General features: G+C 43.6%; 13 protein-coding genes. 5 read left to right on the top strand and 8 right to left on the bottom strand.

Annotation, left to right across the window (positions count from 1 at the left end; genetic code table 11):
• The first annotated feature begins 33 nt into the window (after nucleotides 1-33).
• Nucleotides 34-831, top strand: coding sequence for a glycoside hydrolase family 25 protein (locus X939_RS0112750; protein WP_025763666.1), 798 nt, complete (start codon nucleotides 34-36; stop codon nucleotides 829-831).
• 51 nt (nucleotides 832-882) lie between these two features.
• On the opposite strand, the gene X939_RS0112745 is transcribed toward X939_RS0112750, so the two are convergent.
• A complete protein-coding gene (locus tag X939_RS0112745; RefSeq protein WP_374754301.1) occupies nucleotides 883-1962 on the bottom strand; it encodes an agmatine deiminase family protein in 1080 nt (359 codons plus the stop codon).
• Nucleotides 1963-2081: 119 nt separating this feature from the next.
• On the opposite strand from X939_RS0112745, the gene X939_RS0112740 reads away from it, so the two are divergent.
• The 4 genes from X939_RS0112740 to X939_RS0112725 all read left to right on the top strand — a co-directional run bounded on the left by X939_RS0112740 (nucleotide 2082) and on the right by X939_RS0112725 (nucleotide 7206).
• Nucleotides 2082-3023 carry a sterol desaturase family protein gene (locus X939_RS0112740; protein ID WP_025763663.1) on the top strand — a complete coding sequence of 314 codons (942 nt, stop codon included), beginning with the start codon at nucleotides 2082-2084 and terminating at the stop codon, nucleotides 3021-3023.
• A gap of 69 nt (nucleotides 3024-3092) precedes the next feature.
• On the top strand, nucleotides 3093-3836 hold the full coding sequence (locus tag X939_RS0112735) for a hypothetical protein (RefSeq protein ID WP_025763662.1): 744 nt from the start codon (nucleotides 3093-3095) through the stop codon (nucleotides 3834-3836).
• 119 nt (nucleotides 3837-3955) lie between these two features.
• Nucleotides 3956-5008 carry an AI-2E family transporter gene (locus tag X939_RS0112730; protein ID WP_025763661.1) on the top strand — a complete coding sequence of 351 codons (1053 nt, stop codon included), beginning with the start codon at nucleotides 3956-3958 and terminating at the stop codon, nucleotides 5006-5008.
• A gap of 698 nt (nucleotides 5009-5706) precedes the next feature.
• Nucleotides 5707-7206 carry a choice-of-anchor A family protein gene (locus tag X939_RS0112725; RefSeq protein WP_198034412.1) on the top strand — a complete coding sequence of 500 codons (1500 nt, stop codon included), beginning with the start codon at nucleotides 5707-5709 and terminating at the stop codon, nucleotides 7204-7206.
• Between the two features lie 148 nt (nucleotides 7207-7354).
• Here X939_RS0112725 and gdhA read toward each other — a convergent pair whose 3' ends face one another.
• The 7 genes from gdhA to X939_RS0112690 form a co-directional block, all read right to left on the bottom strand.
• Entirely contained in the window at nucleotides 7355-8692 is a 1338-nt protein-coding gene (gene gdhA, locus X939_RS0112720; RefSeq protein WP_198034411.1) for an NADP-specific glutamate dehydrogenase, read from the bottom strand.
• Between the two features lie 289 nt (nucleotides 8693-8981).
• Nucleotides 8982-9560 (bottom strand): hypothetical protein, encoded by a 579-nt coding sequence (locus tag X939_RS0112715; RefSeq protein ID WP_044199357.1) that lies wholly within the window; start codon nucleotides 9558-9560, stop codon nucleotides 8982-8984.
• Nucleotides 9561-9580: 20 nt separating this feature from the next.
• Nucleotides 9581-10675, bottom strand: a complete 1095-nt coding sequence (locus tag X939_RS0112710) for an AEC family transporter (RefSeq protein ID WP_025763657.1) — start codon at nucleotides 10673-10675, stop codon at nucleotides 9581-9583.
• A 130-nt stretch (nucleotides 10676-10805) separates the two neighbouring features.
• Nucleotides 10806-11993, bottom strand: a complete 1188-nt coding sequence (locus X939_RS0112705; RefSeq protein WP_025763656.1) for a pyridoxal phosphate-dependent aminotransferase — start codon at nucleotides 11991-11993, stop codon at nucleotides 10806-10808.
• A gap of 43 nt (nucleotides 11994-12036) precedes the next feature.
• Entirely contained in the window at nucleotides 12037-12510 is a 474-nt protein-coding gene (locus X939_RS0112700) for a hypothetical protein (protein ID WP_025763655.1), read from the bottom strand.
• 38 nt (nucleotides 12511-12548) lie between these two features.
• Entirely contained in the window at nucleotides 12549-14021 is a 1473-nt protein-coding gene (locus X939_RS0112695; protein WP_025763654.1) for a SusD/RagB family nutrient-binding outer membrane lipoprotein, read from the bottom strand.
• Nucleotides 14022-14055: 34 nt separating this feature from the next.
• Nucleotides 14056-17214, bottom strand: a complete 3159-nt coding sequence (locus tag X939_RS0112690; RefSeq protein ID WP_025763653.1) for a SusC/RagA family TonB-linked outer membrane protein — start codon at nucleotides 17212-17214, stop codon at nucleotides 14056-14058.
• Nucleotides 17215-17667 lie beyond the last annotated feature (453 nt).

Genomic DNA, 17667 nt, shown 5'->3' with positions numbered 1-17667 from the left:
GTAATCCATCAGTTTCTGTAATTTTGCCGCCTTATGGCAAAAAAGAAAAGTAATAAAAACAACTCAAATAGCAATGACTATCTAAGACCTTTGCCTGCAAAGGGATGGGTAATCTTGGGTGCCGTCTGTTTGATAATCGGCGGCTTATATTGGTATCTTGATGCCCGAACGGGCAATCGATGGGTTTTTATTCCTCAGATCGGAATAAAGCTACCATTACGTTATGCTATTCATGGCATCGACGTTTCCCACCATAATGCAAGGATCGACTGGGTGAAACTGAAAAATGGACGGACGGGGGAAGTAGGAATTGATTTTGCCTATATTAAGGCTACTGAAGGGGCCACCCATATTGATAAGCAATTTGAGCGGAATTGGAAAGAGGCGCGCAGGGTAGGAATTAAACGAGGAGCTTATCATTTTTATAACCCAAGGGTACTGTCGGATTTGCAGTTCGAAAACTTTAGAAGAAAAGTGCAGATGCAGTCCGGAGATCTACCGCCAGTGCTCGATTTGGAGGTGAGTGCTGGAAAGCCCGACGATATTATTATCAGAGGTGTCCGTAACTGGCTGACAAGGGTGGAACAGCATTATGGGGTACGGCCGATTATTTACGTCAATGTGCATTTTTATAAAAAATATATTGCCGGCAACTTCGATGATTATCCCCTTTGGCTGGCGGGTTATTCGCGAACTCATGTCGAGGATCTGGCCAGTGACGCACATGTCCTATTCTGGCAGCACAGTGAGAAAGGGTGGGCTCCTGGGATCCGAGGATTTGTGGATTATAATGTATTCCTACATAGTATTTCGGAATGGGAAGACCTGTGAAGGATAGGTATAGGGCTACCCAGCACAGGTCTGTTATATACGGCTGCCTTATTATAGCTGTGGCTCCTGCTGACTTAGGCAATGGAAGCTACCCTGCCCCCAAATAATTTCTGAAGCGGAAAGTGGTATGATTTTCCGCTGCGGCATGGCCCTTTCTAAGAGGTCTATTGCAAGGTCGTCATGGGCATTATCGAAGACAGGGACAATTACTCCGGCATTGCACATCAGAAAATTAACGTAGGAACCAGGCGTCCTGAATTCATCGATGACCACGGCCTTAGGCATGGGTATTTCAATGATATTTAACTGCTTTCCATTTAAAAGTCGCATCTGTTTTAACATCTTCAAATTAGACTGTAAAACAGCATAATTTTCATCATATTTGTCTTCTTCCACGCAGGCAACCACGGTGTCTTCGGCGATGAAACGGGTGGTGTCATCTATATGCCCGTCGGTATCGTCACCTACTATCCCGTCTTCTACCCATAGAATTTGCTCAACACCGTAGTAAGCGCAGAGCTTTTCCTCAATGGCTGCCTGGCTTAAGTGAGGATTTCTATTTTTGTTGAGCAGGCAGGACTTACTCGTCAAAATACTCCCGGCGCCGTTAAACTCTACGGAGCCCCCTTCCATAATGATCCCCGGACTGACCATGGGCAGGTCCAGATATGCCGCTATAGCGGCTGGGGTGCGGTTATCATCATCATAAGGTGGATATTTGCCACCCCATGCGTTATGCCCCCAATCAACGATCATTTTCTTTCCCATTTTTTCGTTGATAAGGAAAGCAGGGCCATGGTCCCGGCACCAGGCGTCATTGGTGGGTTTTATCACAAATTCTATACGGGAAAGATCCACACCAATCGCTTCTAGTCGTTGCTCTATGAAGGCTTTCAGGTTAGAATCATTGGCTATGATGCCCACTTGTTCGCCTTGACTGATTGCTTTGATAAAGGCCAGATATTGCGGAAGCATTTTGGATAACCTTTCTCCCTGCCAGGAAGCATCATTATGCGGAAAGGTGAGCCATGTGGCCCGATGTGGATACCATTCCGGAGGGAAAGTGTAACCCAGTTGCTGGGGGGTAAGGGTGCTTTGAAGTGTAGACACGGCGATGGTTTTGTATTTCAATATCAATAAAAGGCAAAGTACGTAAAAGCTAAATAGATTCTCATATAGGGTAGACAGTAATAGCTAGTTTATATGGGAAGGGTTATAAATTATATTATTTTTGTTTAAAAAGTAGCTGTATGTTAGAAATTATTCATTACGCTGTTCCGGTATTTGTATTGGCTCTACTGGTGGAGGTTCTGTATTTTAAATATATACAGCATGATGCTTCGCATTATAAATGGAGGGACACAGTGGCTAGTCTTAGTATGGGCATTGGAAATGTCATTACAGGTATATTTTCCAAGGGTATATTGCTGGCCTCCTTATACCTGGTTTATCAGTATCAATTTTGGGAGCTCGACCGATCACTTTGGTGGTATTGGATTCTGATATTTTTTGCGGACGATTTTAGTTATTATTGGTTTCACAGGTCTAGTCATCAGATACGCTACTTTTGGGCCTCTCACGTGGTTCACCATTCGTCACAGTTTTATAATCTGGGCACAGCGTTGCGTCAGACCTGGACCGGCCAAATATCTGGCAGTTTTATTTTCTATTTATGGATGCCCCTCATCGGGTTTCATCCTGTTGACGTGCTCTTGATGCAGACGCTGAGCCTTATTTATCAGTTTTTTATTCATACTGAATCTGTAAACCGGCTGCCAGCCTGGATCGAGTATATTTTTAATACCCCAGCTCATCATCGGGTACATCATGGCTCTGATCTTAAGTATCTGGACAAAAATCATGCAGGTATCCTCATTATCTGGGATAGGATCTTTGGTACATTCCAGCAGGAGGAAGAACGCCCGGTTTACGGGCTTACCAACAATTTAAAAAGTTATTACCCCTTCAACATTGCTTTTCATGAATGGAAAGCAATATATCATGATTTGTTAGCAGCCAATAATTTTCGATCTGTAATCGGATATCTCTTTGGTCCACCTGGGTGGTCCCATGATGGCTCTCGTAGCACTACTCAGCAGCTTCGATCTAAGGGCCAGGGTAGCCCGCAGGCCGTATCTGAAGCCCCCTCTGTCACGAACGATATTACCGAAAAAGGACCACATACTCATTAGTTTTAACCCTTCTCCAACCTTGGATGGATTATTTGAATCTTTGCATTTGAATCGAAATAATCTGAATATATGAAAATCAAACTAAGGCAACTAATATTATGTATGGTTCTAGGCTTGACGGCCTGCCGTACGGCAGAATTACATGTAGGAGAGGATCTTAAAGCCGGAACCACAGTGCTTACAGTTAAAGGAAGACAGGGGTTCCAGATTGGGCAGGTTCTTCGTTTCGGTGAATATAGCACCAGTAAAGTGGAGCGGGGTTGGACCAATAGCTTTCGTATTCCATTTATAGTTTCTTTTTCTGGCGCCAAAGAAAAGCTTAGCTTTCAACAATTTGGGCCAGGCAAGCAATTTGCACGAGTGGCCATGGTGAGTAAGATAAGATCCACAGAAGTCGATCTGTTTAGGGAGTATTTTACAATCTCAGGGCCGGTCAGGAATATTTTCGCAGGTGGTATTGAGTTAAGTAACACCAAGGAGAATTGGGAATTTTGGTTGGAGGCCGCAGATGGTGCAGCATTGGGGGAGGGGAATAAAACGCTTGGATATCTGCGCAGTACTGAAGACCATTTGCAGATTTCAGTAGAAGGTATCAGACAGTTAGAAGGGCGCTCAGCTAAATTTCCCACTTCTCAGGTTTATGGATATGCGTTTAGAATGGATGGGAAGCTAATTGGAGCCGTATCAATTATTGATGCAGGTAAGGTTTGGACCAGGGATAATATACATCCAGAAATAAAATTGGTGCTAGCTTCGGTCTATTCCGGGCTTCTGCTGCGCAACAACCTTCAGGAGGTGGTAGAGGAGCTATAGGGTTTGTACCCGCCCTAACTTCCCGAGATTATGTATGGCTTTTGCCGAAGATGTGTTATATTTAGGATCATCTTTTTTACCGTCATAATAGCCGTCAGGTCAATTAATCCAGGGAAGGTATGGTCCAGAATACAGTTGGCAAAGTTCTGTATTATACGGTATTTTCTACCGTAGTGCTCTATTTCGGTCGTCCCTTGTTTATACCGCTTAGTTATGGGTTATTTTTAGCGTTGCTTCTATATCCCCTATGTCGGTGGATGGAAGCCAGGCGGCTAGGCCGGGCTCTGGCTATTCTACTGGCAATGTCCTTATTGGTTTTGTGCATAGGGGTGATTATGTTCTTGCTCTTTAGACAGATTGTCGCCTTACAAGGCCTGTGGCCCGGTCTGAAGATAAAGCTTCTGGCTAGCTTTTCGGACTTTATTTCCTATCTGGAAGTCGAATTTCAAATCAGTGAAAAACAGGGACGACAATGGATTGCCCAGGGGTTGGAAAAATCATTGGGCTCTATGTTCTCGGTCATTGGTGCCATTTTAGGACAATCGGTGACTTCTTTAGTTAACCTCCTTCTGATTCCGATTTATGCATATTTAATTCTTTATTACCGGACACAGTTTACCCGTGCCCTAACATTGCTAGCTCCGGAGCGTCTTCAAGGGCAAATGCAAACCATTCTTTATGAGTCCGTAGGCTCCTACGTATCGTTTATTAAAGGAATGCTTACGGTCTATCTGATTGTTGGCATCCTTAATACCATTGGATTACTTGCGTTGGGAATTCCACAGGCTTTACTCTTCGGCTTAATTGCCTCAATCCTTACTTTTATACCATATGTGGGGATTATGATCGCTTCCCTGTTGCCCATTGCTATTTCCTGGAGTTTATACGATTCTATCTGGGCACCCCTTGGAGTGATAGGTATTTACAGTTTTGTTCAATATCTGGAAGCCAATCTGATTTTCCCGTGGGCAGTTGGCCAAAGGGTTAATCTTAATACCTTGGCGACACTGGTAGTAATAGTGGCCGGTGGTATTATTTGGGGGGCTTCCGGAATGATCCTTTTTGTTCCTTTTGCTGCTATTTTCAGACTCGTCGCAGAGAAAATAGAAGGAGCGGAAGCTTTGTTGCTCCTGATGGGGGAGAGGAAACACATGCCAGGAAAAGTTGATTGAATCAGAAGGTTATTATACCTCCGTAAGTGATGGCGATTTTTTATTGTCCCTGCTCTTTACTACCTGACCGTAAAGGATTTGGTAAATCTCCCTTTCTCTGAAAAATTATGTCTAGGTTTCTAGAGTTTTGTTTAGAGAAAAACAGATAAAGTTTGCTGTTGTATCAAACAAAATGGGAAGGAGCTCCTACTTTTGGCCGACGTAAATCAATTTAATCTTAACGGATATAAACCCATATTACCGCTATTCGATCTTAGGTATCATCCGTTTTTAGACCAATAGAAATTATATTCCTATCTGATTTTATTTTACCAAAATTATTCAAATTTATTTTTATTGATTATAGTTAAAATTTGAGACATCTGATAAATGTAGAATGCCATATTTGGATCCAATAATTAATAAAAATCAATAACGCTACTATTATTCTTTGTAATCTGCTGATTGTTAGGTAGATAAATATTATTTTGTCTAGGTTTGGGTCATAGGATCTCCTTATATTTGCGGGCTTGTTTGCCTTGAATAATCGTAAATATTAAATCGAAAAGATTTGACTCTATTTGCTGAACTTAATCATTGGTTGTTCCTGAATAATGCAATTGCTCACAAAATAATAATTGCTTTTCATGACAGGGGAATTCGCAAGGTGGGAGGTGAGTAAAAAAATAAATAATATAACCAATCATTTATTAGTGTTTATGAGTAGAAAATTTACTGTAAGTTTTGAGAGCAATCTTACCTTTTTTAAAATATTAATGATCATTGGCTATGTAGGACTGTATGCATCGGAAAGCCATGCGCAGGGTGTCAATAATATCTTGACAATACCTGCCAAATACCAAACTACCGGGTTTGCAGGTAGTGGGAATTTCAATGCACTGATCTTCGGGAATCTAACCAGTAACTCTGGTGACACCGAGGGGCGTTTAGTTGTAGGAGGAGACTTTTCGTTCCTCACGCCCAACGCTGGTTATAGTGTGGGCATCGCCGGACCAGCCCTGGGATCGTCGAGTGCTCCAGTTAATACAGATAATTTTATAGTCAATGGAGATTTTACCAATTTAGGCTCTAACTGGCAGGTCCAGGGCAATATTATCTTGAATAGGGTAAGTGTAGGGTCTACCACACCCACGACCATGGGGACGATGCAGACGGGCTTAACCAACTATATCAAGTTTAATGAAGGTGATCTACTGAACGAATACAAAGCCCTTAGTATTAAACTGCAAAATTTTGCTCCTACTGGCACTGCTCTTCAAGAGTTCCCCTGGGAGCCCATTACGCTAACGGGTAGCAATACGGAGCTGAATGTATTTGAACTTACCATTCCTGCCGGGCATAATACAGGAATTTCCGTGATGGTACCTGAAGGATCTTCCATCCTGATCAATGTGACCAATACGGATGTAGTAATCTCAGACGGAAATATGACCATTAATGGGAAAGGGATCCCGTTGTATGGAGCTGGTGAAAAGATATTATTTAATTTCCCCAATACTACCCAATTGTCCTTAACACGTTTTGGCTTGTTAGGAAGTGTTCTGGCTCCACAGGCTAGCTTATCGGGTAGCGGTGGTTCCATAAACGGACAGGCCGTCATAGGTGGGAATGTCGAACAGATAGGGGGTTTCGAATTTCATAATTTTAATTTGACAGCCAATTTTGATAACGCTTTGCCCGTACGACTGAAGCAATTTTTATTGAACCTGGAAAATACTGATGTACAATTGGAATGGAGTACTATTGAGGAACGTGGCAGTAGTCATTTTGAAGTAGAGCATACCCTCGACGGAAAAAATTGGGAAACCCTAGCTGCAGTGGGGGCAGAGGGTGAAAGCCAGGCGGAGATGAGGTATTCCTATTGGTATGCCCGGGCTTCAGTAGGAATGCATTACTTTCGTTTAAAAATGATAGATCAAGATGGAACCTTTAGTTTTAGCCGTATAAGGAGTATCCATGTAGGTGGGGGGGTAAGTCTTTATCCCAATCCTGTAAGTGAGCGGTTATTGGTGAGCCAACCTAGTTTATACGATCGTATTGAGATTATTAATGCCTCTGGATTAGTTGTTTATTCTCAGGCTTTAATTTCGGAAGAAGGAGTGGATTGCCGGAATTTGGCTCAAGGGTTTTATACCATTTCCTTGTTCAGGAATGGAATTCTGGAGTCGAGACATAAACTGTTGGTACAGCGTCCATAATAATATTCCCGGAAACTAAGGTTAGCTGCTTCACGACTGCTGATATCAAACATAAGGTTGAAATATAAAAATCCCAGAAATGTTCTATTCAGAATTTTTCCGGGATTTTTATATGATGAATTATGGAAGGCGTTCAATAGGAATGAACTTAAACCAATCCTTGGGCGATCATTGCGTCTGCAACCCTAATAAAGCCCCCAATATTAGCACCTTGAACGTAGCTCAATCGACCATCCGGTTGATAGCCGTATTGTATGCAGGTTCGGTGAATGTTTTCCATAATTTCTTGTAGTTTCTGGTCGACTTCTGCACGAGACCAGGACAGGCGCAGCGCATTCTGAGACATTTCCAAGCCAGATACGGCTACTCCACCCGCATTAGTTGCCTTTCCGGGAGCGTAAAGAATATCGTTGTTTTCGAAAATCTCGATGGCTTCGGGAGTACAGGGCATGTTGGCTCCTTCTGCTACGCAGAAGCAACCATTTTTGATTAACATTTTGGCATCCTCTTCCAGGAGTTCATTCTGTGTCGCACAGGGGAGGGCAATATCGCAATTTACTTCCCAGGGCGTTTTTCCCGCTACAAAAGCACAGCCAAATCGTTCTGCATATGCTTTAATTCGCCCTCTTTCTTCGTTTTTGAGGCGCATAACATAGGCCAATTTATCCGCATCAATACCATTTTGATCATAAATGTATCCCGATGAGTCGGATAATGTTACGACCTTTGCCCCTAATTCTATGCATTTTTCCAATGCATATTGAGCTACATTTCCTGAGCCTGAAATAGCAACGATTTTTCCGTCGATGGATCGTTGATGTAGTTTGAGCATATGCAGCACAAAATATACCAGTCCATATCCTGTTGCTTCAGGGCGTATCAGGCTTCCCCCGTAGCTATGTCCCTTGCCGGTAAGTACACCCGTAAATTCGTTTTTAAGTCTTTTATATTGGCCAAACATAAATCCAATTTCCCGGGCTCCTACTCCAATATCCCCTGCAGGGACATCATTGTCGGAATGGATATGGCGGAAGAGTTCAGTCATGAAGCTTTGGCAGAAATTCATAATTTCCCGGTCTGACTTACCCTTAGGGTCGAAATCGGACCCCCCTTTACCGCCACCTAGAGGCAGTTGCGTAAGGCTGTTCTTAAAGGTTTGTTCAAAAGCCAGGAACTTTAAGGTGCTAAGATTGACCGATGGATGGAAGCGCAGTCCTCCCTTATAAGGCCCTATAGCACTACTCATTTGAACCCTGAAACCCCGGTTTACTTCCACTTCCCCCGAATCAGTCATCCAGGGTACCCGAAAAATGATAACCCGTTCGGGTTCGGTCATTCGTTCGAGAATCTTGGTTTTTACATATACTGGCTTATCTTCGATATATGGAAGTACACTTTCTGCTACTTCTTGAACTGCTTGGTGGAACTCAGGCTCCCCCGGATTTCTTTTAATGATCCGGGACATGAAGGAATTTACAGACTTCAACTTTTTTAAATTTTATATGGAATGAAATTCATGTGAGTGTGTGCGTTTTCTGGCCCATGCCTCCTTGAGAAGGAAATTGGTAGGCGCATTAGGCCCCGAAGTTACAAATTATATTTAATTTGTGACCACTGTTCCAAAACCATACTCCACCCAGGCCAACAGGTAGGCTAGCTACTGGATATATGTGTTTTTCCATGAGTTTATCCCAAATAAAAACAACTTGGAGCAACTGCCCCAAGTTGTATCATTACTGTTTGCACCACCTTACAGTGCGGATTTACATGATCTTCTAATGGTTGGTAACTAGGAGGTTGTCGGCAAGGAATGTGCCAGATTCCGTGGTGAGTTGATAAGCCTTGTTTATGTTATTTGCATTTCTTTTAATAGCCCCCACCCTCCATTTTGTAACCAAGCCGGTTTCGTAGTCGAAATGATAGAGTATATCCCTTTTACTAAGATTTTTCAACTTCTTTCTACCATTTGTCGTTTGCACTTTGTGATGTGCCGCCCCTTCAAGCAATAGGGCCGGTACCATTGTTTCTTCGGAACTGTGCGGACGAAGGTATACAGCCATAAGAGGCTGAGAAGGATTATTATATACGGTTATGTGCAGAACTTTAGTGATAGCAGGCTGTCCGTGCTGGCAGGTAGTTAGCTGATCTCCAATAACGATATTCTCCAGATTTTTCTTCAATCCATCAGCAAGGGTGATGGTGGCTTTAGGACCCAGAAAGGAAACGCGCCGACTATCTTTACCAATTTGAACGGAATTTTTTTCACTGGTGACCTTCTTTTTTTTATCAGTTTGCTCTCTGGCAAAACAATTTGCGCTTAGAATGATCAGGAATATAAGGGATAGTGCTTTCATAATAGGGGAATGGAGTGACATTAGGCCTTAGACACACTGAGATATACCTTGTTTATAATCTGGGGGAGCGCTCCCATACCAAGCAGTGCAAATCCTGAAATAATTAGGTGATGGAGATTCGCAAAATAAGTGCCTGAAGAAAGGAGTCCGAGTATGAGCAGGGTCGAAAATGGAAGGGAAAAGGCGAGCAATAGTACGGCTAATTCGGTGTCGAAAGTACGCTTTTCCTTCGGTAGATTTTTTTGATCTTCCTTGGCGGTAAAGGCAGATATATGGGCTAACGGCCAAAAGCTAACGGCGCTAAGCGGAAGCACGGTGGCCAGCAAGATAGTGTTTGTGTCGTTAATGTTGAGTAGAAATATCATTCCCGAACTAATCAAAAGACTAATACCCGCCCGAAAAAATAACATGCTTGCTACAGTTCTTTTTCTGCCTTCCCGAAGCTGAACGGCTAAGCCTATAAATAGCAAAACCAGAGGAGTCATCATGGCACTGGTTTTGTTAAAAAGGTCGGTGATAACGGCCGGTAAGGTGCTATAATTGATCCCGATACTTAACATGATCAGGGCGGCTATCATTAGTATATTGATGGGTTCGCGGAACATACTGGACAATAGACTCGTGACTTTACTCCTGGTATTCGTATCCTGGTCATTATTATTTTTTAAATACATGTTCAAAGCCACAATATAAAGGGTAATGAGAACAAATATTTTATTGCCCACGTCTGCTAAGGCCGCAATGGCCAGACTTTTATCTCCAAGAAATTCGGCGATAAATGGGAAGCAGGAAAGTCCAGGGGCCAGGGAGGGAATCAACATCATCATCGTCCGCCCTGTCTGGCTATCTTTATCGATCCCAAAGAGCGTAAAGGACAGGGGCGTGAGTAAGTAGAGTATAATGTTAAATACCAGCATCAGAACCGGGATAACAATCATGGTAGAGTCGATTTCAATCTTCATCAGTGAGATAAAAATTGTGGCTGGAAGGGCTACCGACAATATGATTTCTTTAAGACCATTGGTCTGTTCCTTGCTTGTGAACTTATTCTTTAATAAAAGGCCGAGTACGATAATGAGGAGAAGGGTAATGGTTTTTTGTAGGGCATCGCTCATGGTGAATTTCTTTTTGATGATAGGAGTCCTGAGTCTTTTATAGAGAAGAGGGTAATGCTTTCGTGGGTACGCTAATAGGGCTAAGCCAGCCGGGCGGATTCTCCGCCCGGCTGGGTCCCCGTACTATTATTTAACTAAATTGGTTGAGTGCACCTACGAAGGCCTTCATCTCGTCCATGGTGCCAATACTTACCCGACACCATGTTTTATCCATAATATCGAAGGAGCGAACGGCTACGCCTTTAGAGGCCATTTTCGTTAGTAATTCCTTTCCTGGAAAGGTTATAGGGAACAGAACAAAGTTGGTATAAGAGGGAATATATTCATATCCTCGATTTTTTAATTCTGTATAGAGATACTGCTTTGCCTCGTGGTTGAGTTTGCGCGTATTTCCTTGGAAGTCCTTGTCGTCGAGGCTGGCAGAAGCTGCAAATATTGACGTGTAAGAAATACCCATTCCTCCCCGTGTAATCTTACTGATTTGCTCAATAAACGAAGGGAGGGCCGCCATATATCCCACCCGTATTCCGGCCATACCCATAATTTTAGAGAAGGTACGGGCCACGATAACATTCTTTTTCTTAGCAAGAAGGGATACCATACTTTCTGTATCGGCACCTACCGCAAGTTCGATATAGGCTTCGTCTACGAAAACAGGGACTTTTTCGGACACTCTGGAGCAGAAGTCCAGCAAATCTTTTCCCGAGGTGATAGCCCCTGTAGGGTTGTTGGGATTACATACGTAAACCAATTTGGTGTCCTTATCTATGGCCGCTTCCATTGCTTTTAGGTCATGTGACCAATCGGAGGTGCAGGGAACCGCCTTCCAGGTAGCTCCAACCGACTCTGCTACCTTAATTAAGGACATATAGCATGGGTCTGCCGATACGACATTTCCCCCATCCATAAAAAGTACAATTGCAACTTTCTCTAAGAGGTCTGAGGAGCCAGGGCCCATCATTATATGGTCTGGTGTAACCCCTTCTTTTTTGGCAATCTTATCAACCAGATCATACATTTCTTTCCATGCATACCTATTGCCATTTTTAACAGAATCAGCCACTGCCTTCTGGGCAGACATTGGAGGGCCGTAAGGGTTCTCATTGGCATTCAGCTTGGCTATGATTTTAGGGGCCTTAAAATCATCAGGAAGAAAATGCTCCCTTACCAGAGGGCTGCGGTAAATGCGATTTTCAGGATCCAGGGATAAAGGGCTGTTAGAGAACGCTCCCATGCTCAGGTGAGGGGCAAGGGACATGCCTCCAATGGCTAATAAACCCGATTTTAATACACTGCGACGGTCCATTTTCTGATTCATATCTACAATTGTTTTAGCTTAATTTTGGGTAGTTTGATTATGGTTACAAGGCTTTGATCTGGGAAAATCGGGTAAATGTTACTCCTTTATATGATCCTGTCCAGCTGAGTTTGATCAATTGGTTCGCCTTGGGGGCCGAGACGCCAAGTTCTGTCCAGGATTTTTCTATTTTAAGCAGGCCATCGGCTCCTGAGGTGGCCTCGGCAAGGGTTGCCCCATCGCGCAGGCTTACGATTACTTTTACACCCGCTACTGGTATTGAATCGATTCCAATATCCTTATTAAGAATATTAGTTTTGTCAAGCTCCAATAACCTGGCTTGTAAGGATAACTTGGCCGTAGCAATGGGGTATTCTACGGTTGGGTCTTTAGCTTGGGGATAGCCAAAAGGAGCGCCTATTATATCCACCAGGACTGGTGCCGCTGCCGCATCTACCCAGGGGTCTTCTTCTTTGCAAGATGATAGCAGGGATAGGGTTAGCCCAAGTAAAAACAAGTATTTATAAGAAATTTTCATAGGATCAATGATTTGGATTATAGATCATTTTTTAGGAATTACTTCTCGGCCCACCATAATTTTGTCTTCATATCATCCTGACCTCCAAGTAGCTTGATTCCACTTTCTATGCCCACTTTGTTCAAGGAATATTCGTTGGTAGAATAAGTGAAGCGGGTGGGTAATATTCCATTATTATTGAGTACGGCTCGGGAGTCGGCAGGAGGGAAAATAGGGAAGCCGGTTCTACGCCATTCTGTCCAGGCCTCTATGCCTTGTCCGAAAAGTGCTACCCATTTTTGCTCTAATATTTTTTCCTTGGAGACCGATCCGAGTTTGCTGGTAAATTCGGCAGAGGGCGTAAGTCCATATTGCTCGAATGATGCTTTTACACCTTTTTGGAAATACATATCCGCATCACCGACAATATCGCCATCTATGGCTGCTTCGGCCAGGATGAAATTGAGCTCTGCGAAAGTCATAATTACTTCTGGAGCAGAGGCATCCGTAAAATAGCTTCCGATAGTCGAGCTGGTTGCCAGGTAAGTAGTCGCCACGTTATCGGGCAATCCATTGGGGTGCCCCTGATATAGTCCATCCTTATTGGGATTGGCATATACCTTGATTCTATCATCGCTCAGCGCATTCATTTTGTCAGCCAAGGTCTTGCTAATGTTCCAATCGGTACGCCCGTCTTGTATCATGACCTGGTTCCACTCATTATTACTAGGTAAAACCGTGGTGCAGTTCAGTTGGGCATTGTCAGCATTGGACGTGAAAATCGGATAGACTGTGGGGTTTCCTAAAATTTCGGAGAAAATAGCTTTAGACTCTGCCGGTTTCTTGGCCGCCTGTCTATTGGCAATACGAAGCCGGAGGGAGTTGGTGAATTTTTTCCATTTCAGTATATCCCCTTGGTACATAATATCTCCTGCTACGGCAGGACCCGTTAGGCTTAGCTGTTCGTTGGCTAACTTCAGATCATTCAACAAGCCAGCGTAAATTGATTCCATAGAATCATATTTTGGACTATAAATGGGCTCACTAGCGGTGCCTTTTATGGCTTCCGAGTAGGGGATAGGCCCATACATGTCGGTGAGCAACATGAATACCCATGAACGCATGGTTAGTGCTATTCCAGCATAATTACTATTGGGTGTGAGTCCGCCCTCGGATGAGATGGCAATAATACGCTGAAAGTTGACCTGAGCGTCGTTAAAAAAGCCCTTCCAGTTGTTATTGGTAAGCGCTACGGATACCGTGTAATCATCTCCTTCGTTTGAATAGATATTACGAGTCAAATGTTGCATATACAACTCTGCCGCGTCAATATTAATCCTTTCAAACCTATTGCGATGTCCCCAGTAACGATCAATTGAGGATTCGAGCCCTGTCGTTAAAAGGTATTGAGCCTTCACCTGAGTAGGGTCGTTGGGGTTCGCATTGATAGTATCGAAGTCATTGGTACAACCATTAGAGAGTAATACCGTAGCAACGCTCAAAATGATGGATTTATAGGTGAAATTCTTCATTCTAAATCGGATTTAAGTAAGGAAAGCGGTTGTCTTAGAAAGAAAAGCTAAGGTTGAAGCCCATGCTCTTCGAGCTTGGTAGCTGTCCGTAGCCGAAGCCCTGGGCATTGCCTCCTTTCGAATCGAACTCTGGATCAAGATGTGGGGTGTTTTTGAAAATCATCCACACATTACGACCCACCAGTGAGAGTTTTGCTGTTTGTAAAAAGGTCTTCTTTAGTAAATTGGCAGGGATACTGTAGCCCAGTGAGAGTTCCCTGAGTTTAACATAGCTAGCATCGAAAATTGCCGCTTCATGGTAGTTTCTGGGGTTGTTATACCCATAGAACTCCTTGGCTGGAATAATAATGTCATTAGCTATATAATTGCCATCGGGTCCCATTTTGACACCTTGACCAATTACACCTTCTTCGCGCCCAATCGCAGTTTCTGCATACTGGCCGGTCCAGCGGGCTGTGGCGGTTCCTTCGTCATATAAGTCTCCACCCATTCTGATGTCTACCAGGGCATTTAAGGTAAATCCCTTGTATTTAAAACTATTGGTAATTCCGCCCGTCCAGTCCGGCTGAATATTTCCGAGTTTGATGGTTCCGTTGGCCACCTGAGGGAGTCCGTCTTTGTAGATAACCTGCCCGTCTTCAGTTCTTTGCCATCCTTTGCCATAATAGGTACCATAGGCCTCATTTACCCGCGCTTCTGAGGTCATACCGCGTTGCGTGGTGAGGGTATAGGTTGTTAGCCCTTCTGCTAAGGCTATTACTTTGTTCTTATTTTTGGCAAAGTTAATTCCTAAATCCCAGGTTAATCCATTGGGAAGTTTCAGCGGAGTAGCGGTAAGCATTATCTCTATACCCTTATTGGTCACCTCTCCGGCATTTAGCACCCTGGTATCGTAACCGCTAGCCTTAGAAATTTCTACTGCCAGAATCTGGTCCTTCGTATTTTGACTGTAGTAAGTAAGGTCTAGACCCAGCTTTCCTTTAAAGAATCGTAAGTCTGCTCCAAATTCAAGGCCAGTGGTAATCTCAGGTTTCAGGCCTGCATTGGCGATTTTCGTGGCTTCCGCAAATTTTGTTAAGTTACCATTCCACGATCCGCTGGCGGCGAAGGTTTGCTGAAGTGCATAAGGATCGGCATCATTTCCGACCTGAGCAATGCTGGCCCGTAATTTGGCAAAACTCAACACATCGCTCTGTACATTGAACACATCGGTCATCACGGCACTTAAAGAGGCAGAAGGATAGAAATAGGATCGATCCGCTGAGGGAAGGGTACTCGACCAGTCATTGCGAGCAGTCAGATCCAGGAATAGCATATTTTGCCAGCCAAACTGTGCCGCCCCGAACAGACTTTGTACCTCTGACTTAATAATAGAACTTTCTATTTTATTGAGACTCGCTACGGAGTTAGCGGCATTATATACCCCATCTACTACCAATTCGCCTACATAAAGGTAGTTGCGTTTAGAGTAGTTGCTTCGTTGAATTCCTCCTGCTTGCAGATTGAATGAGAGATCATTGGTAAGCTGCTTGTTAAAGGTCAGCATGAAGTCCGTGTTGGTTTCCTGATTTCTTAATACTTCTTCACTGTATCGCCCCGGAGTCTTATTGCCGTTTCTGACTCTTTCGAAGTTGGAAACATTAATTCGTGTATCCGTCCATACATCTGTTCCCGACCTCAACATGAAACTAAGTGAGGGTAAGATCTTATAGTTAAGAGAAATATTGCCTAATAGTCGATCTTTCTCGTTCCCTAGGGGAAGTTTATCCTGTATAAAGAATGGATTAGTAAAGTAGGTATGTTGCCAGTTGGCAGGATCAGTATCACCAGCTTTTTGGTTGTGAACCCCAGCATAGTCTTCATAATTTCTCAACTGATCCCAGGATACATGGCGGTGGGCCCAGATGAATTCCTGTCCTGAAGTGTATCCTCTATTGTCAGCACCAGATTTTATATATTCGGCCGAAAGGGCAACACTCAACTTTTTGGTTAGGTTGTACCCCGAATTGATTTTGAAATTGTATCGATGAAAATCGTTATTATGAGCGATTCCTTTTTGATTGGTTTGTCCAAGCCCTAGACGGAAGTATCCTTGATCATTCCCTCCCGACAGTGCTACACTATTTGTAATGGTACGGCCTGTGTCCCAGAACTCATCCCAGTTATTGGGTTGTGGAGTAAGTGGGGCCACGTCGTCGCCTGTCCACCATTGACGAACTAATCGTCCATCCATAGGAGATCCCCAGCTTTCATCCGTTCCCTGAGTTCCCGTTAAAGGAGCCGAAGTGCCGTAAACGGCCTGGTATTGTGCCACCTGCAAGGGATCGGAAAATGCCGAGCTCCAGCCATCGTTGTACCAGGTCCTATAACTATTTCCCCCGGCGTATGTATTCTGAAAATCGGGCTTGATCCAGGGCCGTTCGAATGTAATATTGGAATTGACTTCTACTCCAATTCCTTTGGTGCCTTGGCCCGTTTTGGTGGTAATAAGGATTACGCCATTTGCCGCACGGGAGCCATATAAGGCAGCCGCGTTGGGCCCTTTAAGTACGGAAACCTCTTTTATATTGTCGGGGTTTACCTCAGACATTCCTCCCCCAAACTGATTTCCAGTAGAAGAGGAGGCACTTTGTTGCATAGGCACCCCATCAATCACAATAAGGGGTTGATTATTTCCTGAAATAGATCCGGCTCCACGTATCTGAATAGTAGAACCACTTCCGGGCCCTCCATTCGACTGGATCCGGACTCCGGCAATCTTACCCGAAAGCGCGTTGGCCACATTGGTAGATCGCGATTCGGTGAGGCTACTGCCTTTTACCTCCTGTACGGTATATCCCAGGGCTTTCTTTTCTCTTTCGATCCCAAAAGCCGTTACGACGACCTCTGAAAGCTGCCGGGTATCCGATTTGAGTTTGATATCAAAAGTTGTCTTGTTTCCTACTGGTATCTCTTCAATAAGAAATCCAACATAGGATACAACGAGAATTCCTTCTCCAGGAATGGTGAATTTAAAATTACCATCCATATCAGCATTGCTACCGACATTAGTTCCTTTAAGTATTATGGATGCTCCTGCTAGGCCGAGTCCGTCATCTGCTGCTGTTATGGTTCCTTTGATTTCACGAACCTGTGCAAAACCATGAAAGGAAATTAAACAAACGCAGGATAGAATAAGTAAAATGTTTCGCATATTGAATCCATTAAGTGCCGTTGGTGATAGTTAGGATTAGTAAAAAAGTTATGGCCGTGAGCTGATCGTCACTCATGCGCCGCACACAGGAGTGTACGAACAGAACGCCACGGCCATAAGCTTGCAAAACAGCTTTTCCGGAAAGCATTACCCTCTTAATAGAGGACAAAAATTAGGTTGATTCATCGAATACAATAAGCTGGTACCGATGTCCCGAACGTTTGTCCACCATTATGGTGGTTATAAGTAAAATTATAATATGAGGCAGGTAGGATACTTGGCTGAAATACTATTTGTAAAATAAAATAGTATGAGTAAGTCTCCTTAACATTCCTGCAAATCTTCCTCCATAGATAGGTGCGGCATAACTATAGAGGTCTTGTAAATCGCTGGTTCATTCGTGTAATGACAGTTCAAATATACTGACAAACTTGAAAAGTGCAAGATGAATAT

Origin of the sequence: Dyadobacter tibetensis Y620-1, assembly GCF_000566685.1 — a bacterium.
GTDB classification, from domain to species: Bacteria; Bacteroidota; Bacteroidia; order Cytophagales; family Spirosomataceae; genus Dyadobacter; species Dyadobacter tibetensis.
The sequence above is the reverse complement of the archived record's forward strand: the minus strand, read 5'-3'. Positions and strand labels throughout refer to the sequence as shown.

What these genes read in the sequence shown, in the direction of transcription:
- X939_RS0112705 (WP_025763656.1), bottom strand. Translation starts at nt 11,993, where the DNA reads ATGAATCAGAAAATGGACCGTCGCAGTGTATTAAAATCGGGTTTATTA.
- X939_RS0112695 (WP_025763654.1), bottom strand. Translation starts at nt 14,021, where the DNA reads ATGAAGAATTTCACCTATAAATCCATCATTTTGAGCGTTGCTACGGTA.
- X939_RS0112715 (WP_044199357.1), bottom strand. Translation starts at nt 9,560, where the DNA reads ATGAAAGCACTATCCCTTATATTCCTGATCATTCTAAGCGCAAATTGT.
- X939_RS0112750 (WP_025763666.1), top strand. Translation starts at nt 34, where the DNA reads ATGGCAAAAAAGAAAAGTAATAAAAACAACTCAAATAGCAATGACTAT.
- X939_RS0112735 (WP_025763662.1), top strand. Translation starts at nt 3,093, where the DNA reads ATGAAAATCAAACTAAGGCAACTAATATTATGTATGGTTCTAGGCTTG.
- X939_RS0112725 (WP_198034412.1), top strand. Translation starts at nt 5,707, where the DNA reads ATGAGTAGAAAATTTACTGTAAGTTTTGAGAGCAATCTTACCTTTTTT.
- X939_RS0112710 (WP_025763657.1), bottom strand. Translation starts at nt 10,675, where the DNA reads ATGAGCGATGCCCTACAAAAAACCATTACCCTTCTCCTCATTATCGTA.
- X939_RS0112740 (WP_025763663.1), top strand. Translation starts at nt 2,082, where the DNA reads ATGTTAGAAATTATTCATTACGCTGTTCCGGTATTTGTATTGGCTCTA.
- X939_RS0112700 (WP_025763655.1), bottom strand. Translation starts at nt 12,510, where the DNA reads ATGAAAATTTCTTATAAATACTTGTTTTTACTTGGGCTAACCCTATCC.
- X939_RS0112730 (WP_025763661.1), top strand. Translation starts at nt 3,956, where the DNA reads ATGGTCCAGAATACAGTTGGCAAAGTTCTGTATTATACGGTATTTTCT.
- X939_RS0112690 (WP_025763653.1), bottom strand. Translation starts at nt 17,214, where the DNA reads ATGCGAAACATTTTACTTATTCTATCCTGCGTTTGTTTAATTTCCTTT.